Source organism: Bythopirellula superficialaquae (assembly GCF_059632245.1).
This window is the reverse complement of sequence record NZ_CP197426.1, coordinates 2,943,565-2,957,942: the sequence shown is the minus strand read 5'-3', so window position 1 is coordinate 2,957,942 and position 14,378 is coordinate 2,943,565. Positions and strand designations below refer to the sequence as shown.

Sequence of the window (14,378 nt, the reverse complement as noted above, 5' to 3'; positions counted from 1 at the left end):
GCGGCTTAAATTCGATAGTAGTGCCAGCGTAATTCTCTATATACTCACTTCGTTTGATTGTCGCTATAATGCCTCCGGGGCAATCGCAATAATCTGACGATTGAGCAAATGTGGCCTATTCGATCGATGAACGGCGTCTGATAACACATCTGTCTTGTTCGTGTCGCTGGAATTCAGCATGCCACGAGCTGACTATTCGAGTCGCTTAATCATGATCCTTCTAAATTCGATAGGATCGTTGTGACCTGCGATCCCGAAGTGCCCTAAGGTTAAATTTTTGCCAGGGTGCTCTTTGTTGTTCATGCTATTAGTAACTTCACTTAGATCAGCGTCTAAAATGACCGTGCCGTTAAGCTCTACAATTATGGATGTACCATTGACGGTGACTTCTTGAAAATTCCATTCGCCGACGGGCCGCAAGTATCCACGCGCCGCAGGCACCAACCCATAGACGGATCCGTGGTGCTGTCTGTCATCGAGGTCAGCGTACATGGGATGTTCCGAATCAAGTATCTGTACTTCGCACATACCATCTGAAGAAGGAACTCCGATTCCTGGATAACGAATTGCCAAGCCGCTATTCCCGCCAGACGTAAGTTTAAAAAACAATCGCACAACAAAATCGGTGTAAGTATTGTTGGTGAATAGAATTCCCGTATGACCTGTTTTTGCGACCATAGATTCGTCGTGTACCTCAAACTCCTCGACCGCTCCACTCCATCCATCTAAGTTTTTTCCGTTGAAAATCGATTCAAACTCATTTTTATATCTGGACGAGAGATTTTCACCAGCTTCATCAGATGAGATTTCACGTAATGCGATATTCCGCCATCGCACTTCGTTACCATGGGTCTGCAGTTGTATAGGTCCACGTGGAAATAATGGAATCTTTCGGTTCCAGAAATTCTCCATGACCGCATGATCCACCACATTTTTCTCATTGAGCCAGACCGACGTTCGTGCGCCGATCTGCAAGATACGCAATTTGTTCCACTCACCTAGGGGACGATCAGCCAGCTCTAAGGGATCTTTCCCAATTGCGCCAGTGGAATTATTCCAGAGTCCGCCTGATCCTTTATCAGACCCCAGTTTCCAATATCCTCCAGCTTCGGTACTGTCCCATATCTGTACCTGTGGTGTGCCGCGCAAGTAAACACCACTGTCTCCTCGAGCTATAATCTTGTACTCCAACTCAAGCTCGATATCACCGTAATCTATGTCGGTTGTTAGGAATGCTCCCTGCCCGTCATTGACAATTTCACCATTCTCGACGCGCCAATGTTCGTTCAAATTTGCCAAATCAACTTTTCTCATCGCAGCTTTGGCCAATGGACTCATCGCAGCGAACTTGGATGGGTCGAAATGATGCCTACCATGCCAGCCATTAAGATTTACACCGTTGAACAGAGAGTGCCACTTCCTCGGAGGCTCGTCCTGAGCGTTGGCGATTGAGCCTAGAATCAAGCATACAATTGAAAAGATCAACGAGTGCCAAAATGGGGCCATGGTCTTCTACGCCTGTCTGGGTAGTATCTACTGCGTATAAATATATAGGCAAGATATAAAAGATACTGGATGCTATTTCTGCGACTTGAGATAAGCGAGCAAGTCTGCCATAGCCTTATGATTGATCTGACGCTCAAGGCCCTCGGGCATATATGACATTCCCGTACTCTCAAGAGTTTCTAAATCTATTCGCATGATCTGGCTTCTGTTGCCATCGGGACTAAGAATGGTCACGTTATTGGCCGTTTCTTCGACTATCATTCCTGCGATAGATTTTCCCAGTGATGTGATCGCGACATAATTCAAATACTGTGGCTTGACCTCGCGGTTGGGATCTAGAATATTCAGCAGCAACGCCTCAGAACCACGATCTTGTATTGCTGACAGGTCTGCGCCGACTTCCGCACCAATCCCTTCCAATCGATGACAGCTAGAACAAACGTTCTTGAATACGAGTTTACCTGCAAAGACATCTCCGTGTTCTTCTAAGATGGGACGATACTGCTCCACTATCTCTGCTCGACTAGGCAAGCCCGCTGCACCAAATAACTCCATCACTCGATCATGCAGGCTACCTGTAGTCTGATCTATAAGTAATTTGATACGAGCCGGGTCGACATCACCTCTCGGAATTGTTTTGCTAGAAATCGCGTCAAGGAAGATTGGTATCCAATCGTTTCGTGATAGAAGCACCTCAATAGCCCGACTTCTCAAGCTAGGTCCCATTGAACTCCAAAGGTCGAGTATTGTTGAAGGAACCTCGTCGTCATCAAATTGCGAAAGAACTTCTAGTGCTGCAAATTGTATAGATTGTGGCTGCTTGAAGCTAAGCAATTCTGACAGTAACTCGACGACGCTATCTAAAGAGGAAAGTGCCAAAGTGTTGATGGCTTCGATTCGTAAATGCTCAACTGGGTTTTCTTCAGCAGCCTCTCGCTTAGCATTTTCAATCATCTTTTCGACGAAACTTTCCAATCGTTGATCCTCTGTTTTGGAGAATCCTGCCGCAGAATCTGTTCCTATTGTCGTACGCACAATTGCTGCGGCCAGAGGCTTATCCGCAGTCATCAGGCGTTTGGCTGATGACCTTAAAGTAGCAATATCTTGTGGGTGAGCTCGCTTAGCCAACTGCGTTGAGAGTTCCAGGATAAACGTCCGACCAGATGTAGAATCTGCAAATGATTCGGACGCCACCAATTCTTCGAATAATTTATTGCCACAACTCGATGCAGAGCTGAGAACAGCCAACCTGATCCATTTGTTATTTCCATCTCGTTGAATAAGGTGAGATAGTATTGGAGAAATGTCATGCTGTGTACATGCGCCAACTGAAAAGCCAAGCTGATAGCGTACTCTCAATTGCTTGTCATGTGCCATCTTAAATACAGCTTGGCGGAGTTCAGTCGACTCCTCAAGGAACGGCTCTGAGAGACGGATTGCGTGGGCACGGACACGCTCATTCTCGTGGCGTAGGTGGGGTAGAATATCTTCCGGTGTTAGTGAACCAATACCAGCGAGCGAGGACAATGCATGAACGTGCCCTTGATCAGTCGTTGCGTTATGTGAGAGTTCTCGCAATGGTTCAACGGCAGATTCGTCTTGTCGCTCGTATAGTAAACGTGACGCTGTATCGCGGTGCCATCCATTGGGATGATCAAGAAACTTTACAAGTTCAGCTGACGTCTTGTTTGACAAATTTGTGAAGGGCCTATGACTACTTTTTGCCGGCGATATTCGATAAATTCTTCCACGGTCGATACCACTTGCTACATCAAGATGCTTCAGAATTTGAGGAGGGATAAAGGCCGCACCCTCAATCAATTCCCGGTACATATCCAGTACATATAGATTGCCATCAGGTCCATTGGCCATTTGAACCGGTCGAAACCAATTGTCAGTCGAAGCGAGAAACTCAGCATCTCTATCAGCTCGATTTGCCACGGCCTCTAAGCCGCTAAATTCAACTGAAGCTCGGTAAATCAAGTTGCCAGCCACCTCACCGACCAACAGATTGTCTTTGTATTCATCAGCCCAAGTTCCGCTTCGTAAAATGGTGGCACCTGTAGCGCCCGTAAAGTACCCCGAAGGCTGTCCGCCTTCGTCAGATCCCGCGACCAATCCCTTTGAGCGTAAGGTCGTTCGAACTGCGCGCCACGGCTCAATGCGGCTAACGCGAAAGATTTTGGTATATTTATCATCCGGTGCTATGCTAACCCCCGCTGCTGGAGCAGACAGAAAAGGGTTGCGTTCCAAATAACGACCGTCATACATAATAATGCGAGCAGGCGCACTATTGGTACATGTAAACTTGTCTCCCCAATCGTTCATGCTCATGCCGTGCTGTCCGTCACCACTGGTCAATTCAAATGTTTCGTGTGCAGGGTCAAACACGAAACCTTGCCCTCGAACTGAGACAGTCGATGTTTTCACTTCATCGTGTTTCTTTACATTCCCACCAGCATTGCTTGTTGACATGTGAAAACGATTGTCTAATCCCCAGCGAATAGAGTTCATCATCGCTTCGCCTGCCTCGTCACGGCCGAAGCCAGTAAAAACGGTTCGACGAATGTCTGCAATTCCGTCACCATTGATGTCTTTACAGTAGAGAATATTGGGAACCGACCCAATGTAAACACCGCCGTCGTAACAAGCTATCGCAGCAGGCGAGTCGATTCCCTTCAGAAAAGTTGTACTAGTTTCGTAAATGCCGTCATGGTCGTTGTCAGTTAAGAGTTTGACGGCACCTTTCTCTTGGAAATGCGGGTTGGCATATTGATTGTACTCAGGCATTTCACATACGTAGATGCGACCAGAGGCATCGAAGTCCATTGCCACCGGATCCCGTATCAATGGTTCACAGGCAATGAGTTCGATACGAAAACCAGGGCGAAGCCGGAATGTCTTAAGAGCATCCTTGGGTTCGGTAGGCGTTATTCTCGGCAGGGCAGCGTTATAACTCTCTTTTAGCAGTTCAGTTGCTTCACCCGCCAAAATGCCGCACCCACTACCCCCTAGCGCAAAGATTACGGTTTTCAATGCAGCAAGCAGAAGTCGACTTTTCGATTGCAAAGAACTCGTCCTTTGTAGAAGGTATACATCTATTGAATGAAAGTTTTCCTGATTTAAGCCTAGGGGAGCAGATCATTGCTTCGGGCGCCAACCGACTTGTTCTACTTCTCGTTGCACAGTTGCAACAATTCTATCTTCAACGTCTTCTGCCCAACTAAAAGCAGGCCGACCATACTCAAATAGGCTCATGCCTCCTTCGTATCCACCTTCCAACCATACGCGATGAGAGGGAATGTAAGACACCATATCATCTGCGTAACCGCAGACCCATGTTCCTTTGCCGTAGGTTTTCTTAAATCGGAGTGCGTAGTCAACAACTGTCTCTGCTCCCATACCAATCACTAACATCTCGTGACCCAAACGCCATGCATGAATGGGATAAGGATAGGTTGAGGGAAACGCTTCTCCTTTGTTTAGTTTTTGCAGCATACGACCTGCCCAACGTCTCTTGATCGTGTGATTGCTAGCAGTTGCTTCAGTGAGATCCGTCCTGTTGACAACTTTTTGATACGCGAGTTCGACATATCTGAAACTTGTGACAACCTCGGCTGCTACAGGTGTTCGTTGCAGTGCGAGAACCTCGTCAACAGCGTTTGCCAACATCTGCCCATATCGTTCGCACAATTCGACCTCACGACGTGGAAGAGGATTCTGATCACCTCCACATGTGTTCACAAACATTGCGACCGTTTCTGGGTGTCTTCTTTCTAGCTCAAGTTGAGCGAACCCCGGATAGTCACCACACCACTTCGTAAAACGAAGCGTTGTAGGGTGGCAGGCGTAGCCAAAGAGAATTGCAGCAATCTGACCATCATCCCTTGTGATGGTTAGTACAGGAACATCGTGGTCAACGGGACCGGCAAGTGGCCTGCCTTCGGCGATAAGCTGAGGTATGGTTTCTTCTGAATTGTTGCGACGATTTACTGCAAACGTCGTTACACCGCAACCTTGTTCAAGTTCTGCCGGAGCAAGGTTTGCTATAGCCTCCCTGACCAATGCCACACACTCATTCTGCATTTCTACAGTATATGCGGCAATCAACTCTTCCTGTTTCGGCTCGTAAGGGTAGTAGTCAACTAAATCATCTCCTAAGCGAGGGCCACAGTGATTGTGTGAGAAGGTGAGCATCACCTGATCGCGAGCCAAGCCTAGTTCCGCTTGCAGACGTTGAAATACAACGTCGCTCATACTTTTCGGAACACCTTGGAAATCGCTCGTGATTAATACAACACGCTTGCCATCTTTGTCTTCAAGTGCTAAAGCCTTCATCCACAAATCATGAAGTTGCCCTGTTGGTACGCGTTTTTCCCCATATCCAGCGAGCCAAACAGTAGTTTCGGGAGTAATAACCCTTTTGGAGACTCCCGCTCGCCAAGAGAACTCATCGGAAGAACTCCTCGCATCACCACTCCATAACAAGCCAGCGATCAGGAATGTGCAAACAGCGCTGATGTGTTTGCACAAAGTTGGGCCACACACCTTCTCTCCTTGGAATGAGCTATACATTTATAATCGTATTAAATTCAATTTCTGCTCTAGAAGCCTAGCCTCTACGTTTCTAATGAGCGATTTCATGACGGGCATTTTATTTCCTTGCGGTTTTAGCGGCGACCGCAATAGCAGCCATAGCAAGCAGGATTACAGATGAGGGCTCAGGTATTGCATTAACAGCTGAGATTGGCGTTACTCCGTAGTTGGTTTGCCAGTCGGCCAGATTGCCAATGGTTGGATTACGTTGCCACAAGAGAAAGTCACGGCCATCGACGTCACCATCGAGATCAAAGTCGCCAGCGAGGCCCGATGAATCTAGCGCAATTCCTTCGAGGGAAGTGACTTCCCAGGCTAGGTTGGTTGCCGAAACGGCATAATAAAAAACACCGCCGCCGCTGAGGCCTGTATCTGTAAACCCTGTCGCAGTTTCGCCATCCAAGGTAGCGATAAGTGTCGCGGCACTTGTATTGGTAAACGGACTGGTGCTTCGATAGACAAACAGGCTGTCAGGTCGGATCGAGACATCATCCCAGTAGACTTGGTCGCCACCTCCTTGACGGTCGAGGTTCGTTCTAATTTTTTGGGAATCGGTTGGAAGTTCGGAAAAACCAACAGGGATCGTAAACGATGTGGTGTATTCCTCAAAACCACGGATTTCAAAGGGCTCATTGACGCTATCACCCACGTTGGTCACCGTGTGTACTTCACCTCCGACAGACCAGATAATTCGCGAAATATTATCGCCATCTTCTCCAGCCCAAACACTCGCGTTGTAAATCGCTCCTTCTTCGCTCACGACCGTGTCCTGAGCTACCGTCGGTCCAGCGCCGCCAGCTGAGATGAGACTTTGCAACCCGGTCCGTGCAAACGTGGTGCTAGTGGCCGAACTACCACTCCACGGTTCACTTTCAAAGCCACCATTAACAATCAATTCGGTGCTACCCCAAGTGAGGGTGACTGCTTCAACTTCCGTTGTCGAAATCGTCGGCGCCAGCCAACTCCGCTGATCAGGTTGAATTTGAGCCGTGGCCGCAAATAAATTCGAACACGCAACAAGGGCGACATACATAGCGAGAATGTATTTCATATCCGAGGTACTCTTTTCCTTAAAAAGTTCAACAAGCAACTGATAAACGGTTACCTTGATGCATAAAAGTTTCTTTGAGAGAGAGTTTTTGATCCTGAAAGTAGAGTTGGACTGATAAACTCGAAGCTTATGGCTTCCTAAGATTTCCCACAAAACCCTAGTGTCCACAGGTGTCTACACATGTTAGCTCCCCCATGGTTCTCGTGCAACACTTGGGCAAAAAATCTTGGATTTTCGGGTAATTGTATATCAGGATCTTGTGTTAACAGGGATAGCCAACAGCACTTGAATGATGTTTGAGAAGCGGACGGCAGAGGCAAAATGCTTCCAGATACTGAAATTTTGGCTCCGAACCGAGCCTAGACGGAAACGCTTGCACCGGAGTCTCTGTTACTTCCGTGGTTTAGCATCATATGTATCTGTATCAGAAATCGATGATTGATATCATGCGTAAGCATTCGCTGGTTCTTAGGATACACTAATCGTCTTGATTTCTGATGAGACAATATCAAGTCTAGGTCTCTCCTTGCGACACATCGCATTGAACAAGCCTCGCAAATCTGGACTAAGAATTATTCTTTCATAAAATGGTGAAGTCGCCTTCGCTCAATTCTCCATTGGCAGAGCAATGATTCGTTCAGTTTTGTGTTTTACTGTTTCGATATTCATGCTTGGCTCGAGTATTGCAGGGGCTGATGGTTGGGCAGCCGGGGTTGCGACCGCAAACATCACGCCAATCGAGCCCATGCGAATGTCTGGTTATGGTAGCCGAACCGGCATTTCGAATGGAAAACTCACCGACCTTTGGGCGAAAGCGTTGGTTCTGAAAGATTCGAACGGCAACTTATTCGTTATCGTTACGCTAGACTTGGTCGGAATAGATCGGCAAACTTCCCTCACAATACGCTCCCAAGCCTGTCAACGACACGACTTCGACCTAGCCAATATCTGTGTTTTTTCATCGCACACCCACACTGGACCGATTGTGGGTAAGAATCTGCGCGCGATGTTTGACCTTTCTGAGATTGAAATACGTCAAGTTGACGAATATACGAAATGGTTGATCGGACGAGTCAATAGCGTGATTAATCAGGCTTTTTTCGATCTCGAACCAGTCGATGTAAGCTTTGGGGTTGGATCAGCCAACTTTGCTGTGAATCGCCGTGAGAACGTGGAGGAGAATGTTTCCAAACTTCGAGACAGTAATAATCTCAAAGGACCTTTTGACCACAGGGTGCCAGTCTTGAGGGTACAGTCGGATGAAGGACTGAAAGCCGTATTCTTCGGCTATGCTTGCCATGCCACTGTATTGAGATTTAACGAATGGTCAGGTGACTATCCGGGATTCGCTCAAATCGAACTCGAGGCGCGCCATAAAGGTACAGTGGCCTTGTTTGCTGCCGGCTGTGGCGCCGACCAAAACCCATTGCCGCGAAAGACTGTCGCACTTGCGAAAGAATATGGTAAGCAATTGGCACAGGCGGTCGATGAAGTATTGATTTCCCCCATGATAGATGTAAAAGGAGACCTTGAGTCATGCTATCGCGAAATACCTATAAAGTTTGCGAATTTGCCTTCTCGGACAGAACTGCTGCGCAAATTGGAATCGAGTGACCAGTACGATATTAACTGGGCCAGGGCCTTGCTAGAGCAATGGTCCGATCGTGGCCAGTTGGCCCCTGACTATCCTTTTCCGATTCAGACGTGCCAATTCGGCGACCAACTCACTTGGATTATGATTGGTGGTGAAGTTGTCGTTGATTATGCGTTAAGGGTTCGGCGTGATTTGGGAGATGAGTATTGGACTTTTGGCTACACGAATGACGTCATGGCGTACATTCCTTCTCGAAGAGTACTCGCTGAGGGTGGTTATGAGGGATCAAGCGCAATGCGATATTATGGGCAACCATCGCCATGGGAAGCCGAAATTGAACTCAAAATATTTCGAGAAATCAAAGACCAGTTTCAGTAAGTTTGACAAATTCTTTCACTCCAACCGAAGTTTTCATGCTTCAGATAGATCTGGTGTTTTTGAAAACGAAATCGCCATTCTCTTGTTAATAGAGCCGAAAATCTTCACAGAAGACAATGCTTCAGCGTAACAAGGTTATTAGAGGCAAAAAGTAGTTTCTGACCGTACTTGACCTGGCCCTTACGTGCCCCCTTCACCCGTGTCCACGTTTGGAGCGAGAATCCAGGTGTTGAGCGACAATTTAAGGAGGGTAATTGATGCCACGCGGACAGAAGTTACGGCGGAAAAGATCATCTCGAAGCTGCGTGAGGCAGAGGTTATGTTGGCTCAGGGTCAAAAGGTCCCTGAAGCTTGCCGGCAGACTTCAGCCCAGCACCGTGGATCTAATAGAATTGGACAAACAAGCATCATTTTATGTTGGTCAGAGGCTTGGTGAGTCACTCGAAAGATTATGTGTAGCGCTTGAGAGCTGAATATATCGCGCTGCTCCTATGAGATACTGGTTCGACGTATACGCAAATAATAACACTTGCAGTACAAGTGCAAGTAAATCGTCCGCCGAAAATTGACCTCTCTCTCGGCCGAGAAAGCCATTCTCATAGTTGCACAAATGCTGCAACTTTACTGCATTCGCCGCCCACATTTGCAGGCGGGGGAAGTCTAAACTTTGGGTATGTGTTTATACCTGGCAGCCTCACCCACTGGTATTGTTCATTTTCACTGATTTGAGGCAACGATTGCCGTTATCCAATTTTTCCCTGGATCCGGTCGAAACTTTAGCAGGCGTGTTCTATGAGTTTTGATTTTTCCATACCAACCGATGAGTACATCTCGCTAAAAGAAGTTCCAAATTTTCTGCCAAAACGAAACGGCAAAAAGGTCCACTATTCGACCGTCTATCGGTGGGCAACAAAGGGAGTTCGGGGCCAAGTGCTTAAAACGGAGCTGATTGGGGGAATCCTGTATACAACCACAGGAGCGCTTTTAAAGTTTCGCGTCGGATCAGCTGCATCAGCAGAACACGCTCGCGTAAACGATGCTATCGAAAGCCTGCTGAGTAACAGTCGTAGCTGATCCTAGCTAATGCTAACCGATTTCACTCGCAACTTGCCTTGCTAACTTTAAATCTCGCTCCGCGTACACTTGAGTAACGTTAGCCGTCTGATGACCGCAGATGACTTGTGCTGCTTCGAGTCCGAATCGCTTCCGAATTTCTGTGGCGGCTGTATGTCGAAGCTGGTTTGGGTGCCACATGCTAACACGAGCCTTTTTGCAGGCTCTTTGAATGGCACGTCGGTAACTGTCGGTCGTATATCTGCTTGCCGGAGTTTTCTTGGGATCGCTCAAACGATTTGTGCCGCGGCGGTTGCCATGCGTTGTGGGAGTTTTTCGCTGAGCTTCCCGCTGATGGCGGAGCTTTTCCATCGACTCGGCGGGAGAAAAACAGTAGCTCTGCGTATCACGTGTCAAATAAGGAACAAGGACTTGCTGGGCCTGTGGTCCAATCATCACGATACGATCCTTTTCCAAATGCTCAGTTTTGTGCCCATGGGGCCAGTAATGCCAGACGTCATCAGACCGATCAATGTCTCCCGGACGTAGCGAGCAGACCTCTCCCGGTCGTGCCCCGGTTAGCCTTTGCAATCTCACCATATCTGCCACGATTTCAGGAAGATAAGGAAGTGTGCGATCCACAATTTCATCTTGAACATAAGAGACACCCAGTGTCTCACGTGCTGGAGTTCTGCCTTTTTTCAACCCTCCTAGCGTTGCGAGTTGCGAATGGACCCCCGCGGCACAAATCTCTTTCTTTGCGCCCCATTTGAACATGGCAATCAGACGAACAATTTGCTTATTGATATGTTTACGCGACCAATCAAAGTCACTGATTAAATCGTCGCGAAAGTTGTCGAGGTCCACCGGTCCAAACTTGTCGACTGAGTCACGACCATGCTTGGTGCCGAGAGGCAAAAGGACTTCTTCAATCAATTCGGCTTCACGAGTGATTATCCCATTTTTGCGATAGTATTCTTTGGCATGTCTTAGATAGACCAAGATGAGCTCGTAGACAGAAACGGGTAGCCCCTGTTTCCATTTTTGTCGGAGTGATTCCGGAGTGATGGTGGCAGCAATCAGCTCGTGAGGCGATAAAGCAGGCTTTGGTTGCTGCTGCTGTTGATGACGGATCGCCTGCCACTCATCTAGGACTTGGCGATAGCGTCTGTGACTTTGCTCAGATCCATAGGGACCTAGCTGTTGCACCTTGCCGTTCAAGGAAACAACGGCTTGATTAGTGCTTTTATGGAGACGGTACTTAGGGGGTCTGTGAAAGAGACGTGGCACGTGCGTAATCCTGCTCATTAAAAGCCAAACAGGGTACGTGCCGGGTGTTACCCCTTTAGCATACCCCTTTTGCGCTGCAAATGAGCCGCACTGCCAACCGATGACAGGTAACCTAACGTGAGGTTTCAGCAAGACTTAGAGAAAGTGGCGGGGGCCGGATTCGAACCGACGACCTCGAGGTTATGAGCGAGATTTTGTAAGTCTTTGCATCGCTTGTACGCTGCAATTTAAGGCATATTCTAAAATCGAGTGGATGCTTTTGCTAGCTCAAATCGCACCAAATCTATCCACAAATATCCAGGAAAGTATCCGAGAGATTGTGCCTCAGGGTCAACGGTTTTGGATACCGGGTCGTCGGTTTTGGATACTTTGGATACTCTTGAGACGGTCGATTTATTAGATCGAGGTTCGATGCCTCGCAGGTCGTCGGTAAGAGGACATCGCCCACGACGTTGCCCCAGGAGTCGCTCGAACGCACCGAGGTGACTGTTCGCCCGTCCAGATACCCAAAACGCCTCAGAACGCGAATTTCGGGCTGTGGTGCGGAATGGCGAGAAACGCCAAGAATAGCACCTACACTTGCGGGTCCATTTCAATCATCCCGTCGACCAACTCGCCAAGTTCGCCACAATCTGACACGACCGGAATCCGCACGATTTCGGCTTGTGAATACCAGCCCAGCCGACTGCGCCGCACTTCAGCGGACCACGTTTGCTGTATCACTTCGCAGGTCTCGCGAATCTGTGCCGGGGTAGGGTCGATGCTACTTGCCATTGAACGCTTCCATCGCGGGACCACGATCTATTAACGGCACAAGTTCGGACAACTCACGACGGCAACCGACAATCTTTCGACCACCAGCCGCCAGCAGTAGCTCCAGCATGTGCCACGGCGTACCGATGCCATCCATTTTGGTCGTGAATTGAGTCACTTGGCATGGGTAGCCGTATCGCTGTTTGGCGAGATGTTCGATTTCTGCTTTGGTCATGTGACACCTAGAAAGTAAAACACCCAACCGGCGGGCAACCGGCTGGGTGTCGGCTGTTTTGCACGTGCGCCGTTTCTACACTCGTGCAACCTTCAAAACTTACTAAGCCGCCGTCTTGAGACCGACAACACCACCAGCGGCAGAGCCATCGCCCAGGTCGTAGCAGTTGATGTCGTAGCGACTGATTCCACGGATGCCGGTGCAATCTTCATCGAAGAAACGATCTTGCGAGGTTTGCACTTGCACCATTTGCCGGTCACCGATTGCCGTGGCTTCACCGAACGAACCGAACAAAGCCGCAACCGTCGAAGCCGCCGAGGATGTCGGCATTTTGCTACTAAAGTAAACCGGCGAACCAAGGAACGACGGCACAGTTGCGCCGCTTTCCAATACCATGATGTTATTGCCGCCAGCCGCCGCCAACAGTCGCAACATCGTGCTGTAATAAAACTCGCGACTGCACAACCACGATAGCGGCCCCGTGAACTTCGACGGCAGTTTCGCCATCGTCGCGGTGAAGTCACTCATCGCAATTTCAGCCCACGTATCAACACCCGTTCCGCAGGTGAAAATGCCAGCCGCGCCGAGAGCCGACAGCAGACCAGTTTCGCCGCCATAGGCGGAAGTGGAATCGCCCAAGATGAACTCGCCATCCTCAGTCGATGCCTGATCCTTGCCGATAGTCTCGGCAACAAAGTCAGCCATCATCACGACGTTATCGTTCATCAGTTCGTTGGAGACCTTGACCAGATTCGCGCGTTTCTTGGCAGAGAACGACACTTGCCCCCAGGTCGGGTCACTGGCTGTGATCGCCGCAGCTTCGCCGGGGTAGGTGGTGGTCGTGCCGGTCAAGAGCCGTGGCACGTCCAGTTTGTCGCTGGTCATCGGGTAGACCTTCGCCAACTTGCGACTGACGCCGTGGTTTTCACGCACGTTGATAATCGCCCGCGCCAGTTCGGTCGGAACCGTATAGCCGCCAGCACCGGGAGTCCCTTCAGTTTGCGCGGCATGGATGCCACCCGTGATGAAATTCCGTAGCCACAATCCGCTTTCGTAGGCGTTCTTTTGGGCTTCCGGTCCCGTGAATGCGCTCAATTTGGGCGCGATAACATTGACTTCCATTTTCTTTCGTCCGTAAATATCTTCGATGGATGCACCACCGAATGGGCTGTGATTGTAAACACCCGCACGCATGGCAGCTTGTGCCGCTTGCTCCCCACGGGCTTGAGTTTCTGCATAGTGTGCCGCTTGCGTGCCGCAGTCGTCGGCTTCCGCAAGTAGTTGGTCGAATCGTGCCTGCTCGGCTGGGGTCATCTCTCGATTCTGGCTTGCCACCAAATCGTTGAGACTTTCAGCTTCCGCAAGCACTGCCTTAGCTTTTCCCCGCAAGGCTTGGGGGCTTATTGCTTCAATCATTATTTTTATCCATTGCGTTTCTTAGCCGGTCGGATGCCAACACGGATATCGTGATGGTCAGTTCACGGAAGAAATCATCTAGGTCACGTAGTCGGTTTGCACGCATCATCGCATAGCTCGCAATCAGCGCATCCGCTAATTGGTCATTGTTCCAGTCCACTGGAATGCGCGGAGTCTTCGCCTCAATAGGCGATGATTCGCTGCGTCGGTAAATTTCCTCGACGGCGACGTGGTGCAACCACTCCGATAGCGCCTGTGCCGAGTCGTTAGATTTTTCGGCCCATCGACCGAGTTTCCAAATTCCATCATCCGACACGTTTGGCAAATACACTTCCAAGCCGATACCCCGAGGGGTTGCGGCAAGGCTTTCCAGTTCGTCGATGAGGGATTGTTTTGTTTGCATGGGTCAATTCTACCTTGTGTGCAAGTGTTCACCTAACGGCTGTTGTTCTGACCAGAACAACTCACAAAAATAATTTCTTGTTTGATAACGACCGTATCCCGCT

General features: G+C 49.0%; 11 protein-coding genes. 2 read left to right on the top strand and 9 right to left on the bottom strand.

Features of this window, described 5'->3' with window-relative positions; genetic code table 11:
* Positions 1 to 192 precede the first annotated feature (192 nt).
* The 4 genes from SH678x_RS12105 to SH678x_RS12090 form a co-directional block, all read right to left on the bottom strand.
* On the bottom strand, positions 193 to 1,506 hold the full coding sequence (locus SH678x_RS12105; protein ID WP_496918706.1) for a 3-keto-disaccharide hydrolase: 1,314 nt from the start codon (positions 1,504 to 1,506) through the stop codon (positions 193 to 195).
* 72 nt (positions 1,507 to 1,578) lie between these two features.
* Positions 1,579 to 4,575, bottom strand: coding sequence for a PVC-type heme-binding CxxCH protein (locus SH678x_RS12100; protein ID WP_496918705.1), 2,997 nt, complete (start codon positions 4,573 to 4,575; stop codon positions 1,579 to 1,581).
* Between the two features lie 72 nt (positions 4,576 to 4,647).
* On the bottom strand, positions 4,648 to 6,081 hold the full coding sequence (locus SH678x_RS12095) for a neutral/alkaline non-lysosomal ceramidase N-terminal domain-containing protein (protein ID WP_496918704.1): 1,434 nt from the start codon (positions 6,079 to 6,081) through the stop codon (positions 4,648 to 4,650).
* 79 nt (positions 6,082 to 6,160) lie between these two features.
* Positions 6,161 to 7,306: a carbohydrate binding domain-containing protein gene (locus tag SH678x_RS12090; RefSeq protein ID WP_496918703.1), complete on the bottom strand. Its 1,146-nt coding sequence runs from the start codon at positions 7,304 to 7,306 to the stop codon at positions 6,161 to 6,163.
* Positions 7,307 to 7,781: 475 nt separating this feature from the next.
* On the opposite strand from SH678x_RS12090, the gene SH678x_RS12085 reads away from it, so the two are divergent.
* Entirely contained in the window at positions 7,782 to 9,125 is a 1,344-nt protein-coding gene (locus SH678x_RS12085; protein WP_496918702.1) for a neutral/alkaline non-lysosomal ceramidase N-terminal domain-containing protein, read from the top strand.
* A gap of 792 nt (positions 9,126 to 9,917) precedes the next feature.
* Positions 9,918 to 10,199 carry a DUF1580 domain-containing protein gene (locus SH678x_RS12080; protein WP_496918701.1) on the top strand — a complete coding sequence of 94 codons (282 nt, stop codon included), beginning with the start codon at positions 9,918 to 9,920 and terminating at the stop codon, positions 10,197 to 10,199.
* A 12-nt stretch (positions 10,200 to 10,211) separates the two neighbouring features.
* On the opposite strand, the gene SH678x_RS12075 is transcribed toward SH678x_RS12080, so the two are convergent.
* From SH678x_RS12075 to SH678x_RS12055, 5 genes are all read right to left on the bottom strand, one after another.
* A complete protein-coding gene (locus SH678x_RS12075; protein ID WP_496918700.1) occupies positions 10,212 to 11,468 on the bottom strand; it encodes a tyrosine-type recombinase/integrase in 1,257 nt (418 codons plus the stop codon).
* A 573-nt stretch (positions 11,469 to 12,041) separates the two neighbouring features.
* Positions 12,042 to 12,242 (bottom strand): hypothetical protein, encoded by a 201-nt coding sequence (locus SH678x_RS12070; RefSeq protein ID WP_496918699.1) that lies wholly within the window; start codon positions 12,240 to 12,242, stop codon positions 12,042 to 12,044.
* The gene (locus SH678x_RS12065; protein WP_496918698.1) at positions 12,232 to 12,456 is read right to left on the bottom strand and encodes a hypothetical protein; all 225 of its coding nucleotides are present in this window, start codon (positions 12,454 to 12,456) and stop codon (positions 12,232 to 12,234) included. Before SH678x_RS12065 ends, SH678x_RS12070 begins: the two co-directional genes overlap by 11 nt.
* Positions 12,457 to 12,558: 102 nt before the next feature.
* Positions 12,559 to 13,872 (bottom strand): phage major capsid protein, encoded by a 1,314-nt coding sequence (locus tag SH678x_RS12060; protein WP_496918697.1) that lies wholly within the window; start codon positions 13,870 to 13,872, stop codon positions 12,559 to 12,561.
* Positions 13,865 to 14,275: a hypothetical protein gene (locus SH678x_RS12055; protein WP_496918696.1), complete on the bottom strand. Its 411-nt coding sequence runs from the start codon at positions 14,273 to 14,275 to the stop codon at positions 13,865 to 13,867. Before SH678x_RS12055 ends, SH678x_RS12060 begins: the two co-directional genes overlap by 8 nt.
* Positions 14,276 to 14,378: the final 103 nt, after the last annotated feature.

Excerpts from the sequence above, each read along its gene's own strand:
- SH678x_RS12105 (WP_496918706.1), bottom strand. The coding sequence starts at position 1,506 with ATGGCCCCATTTTGGCACTCGTTGATCTTTTCAATTGTATGCTTGATT.
- SH678x_RS12095 (WP_496918704.1), bottom strand. The coding sequence starts at position 6,081 with ATGTATAGCTCATTCCAAGGAGAGAAGGTGTGTGGCCCAACTTTGTGC.
- SH678x_RS12085 (WP_496918702.1), top strand. The coding sequence starts at position 7,782 with ATGATTCGTTCAGTTTTGTGTTTTACTGTTTCGATATTCATGCTTGGC.
- SH678x_RS12080 (WP_496918701.1), top strand. The coding sequence starts at position 9,918 with ATGAGTTTTGATTTTTCCATACCAACCGATGAGTACATCTCGCTAAAA.
- SH678x_RS12070 (WP_496918699.1), bottom strand. The coding sequence starts at position 12,242 with ATGGCAAGTAGCATCGACCCTACCCCGGCACAGATTCGCGAGACCTGC.
- SH678x_RS12065 (WP_496918698.1), bottom strand. The coding sequence starts at position 12,456 with ATGACCAAAGCAGAAATCGAACATCTCGCCAAACAGCGATACGGCTAC.
- SH678x_RS12060 (WP_496918697.1), bottom strand. The coding sequence starts at position 13,872 with ATGATTGAAGCAATAAGCCCCCAAGCCTTGCGGGGAAAAGCTAAGGCA.
- SH678x_RS12055 (WP_496918696.1), bottom strand. The coding sequence starts at position 14,275 with ATGCAAACAAAACAATCCCTCATCGACGAACTGGAAAGCCTTGCCGCA.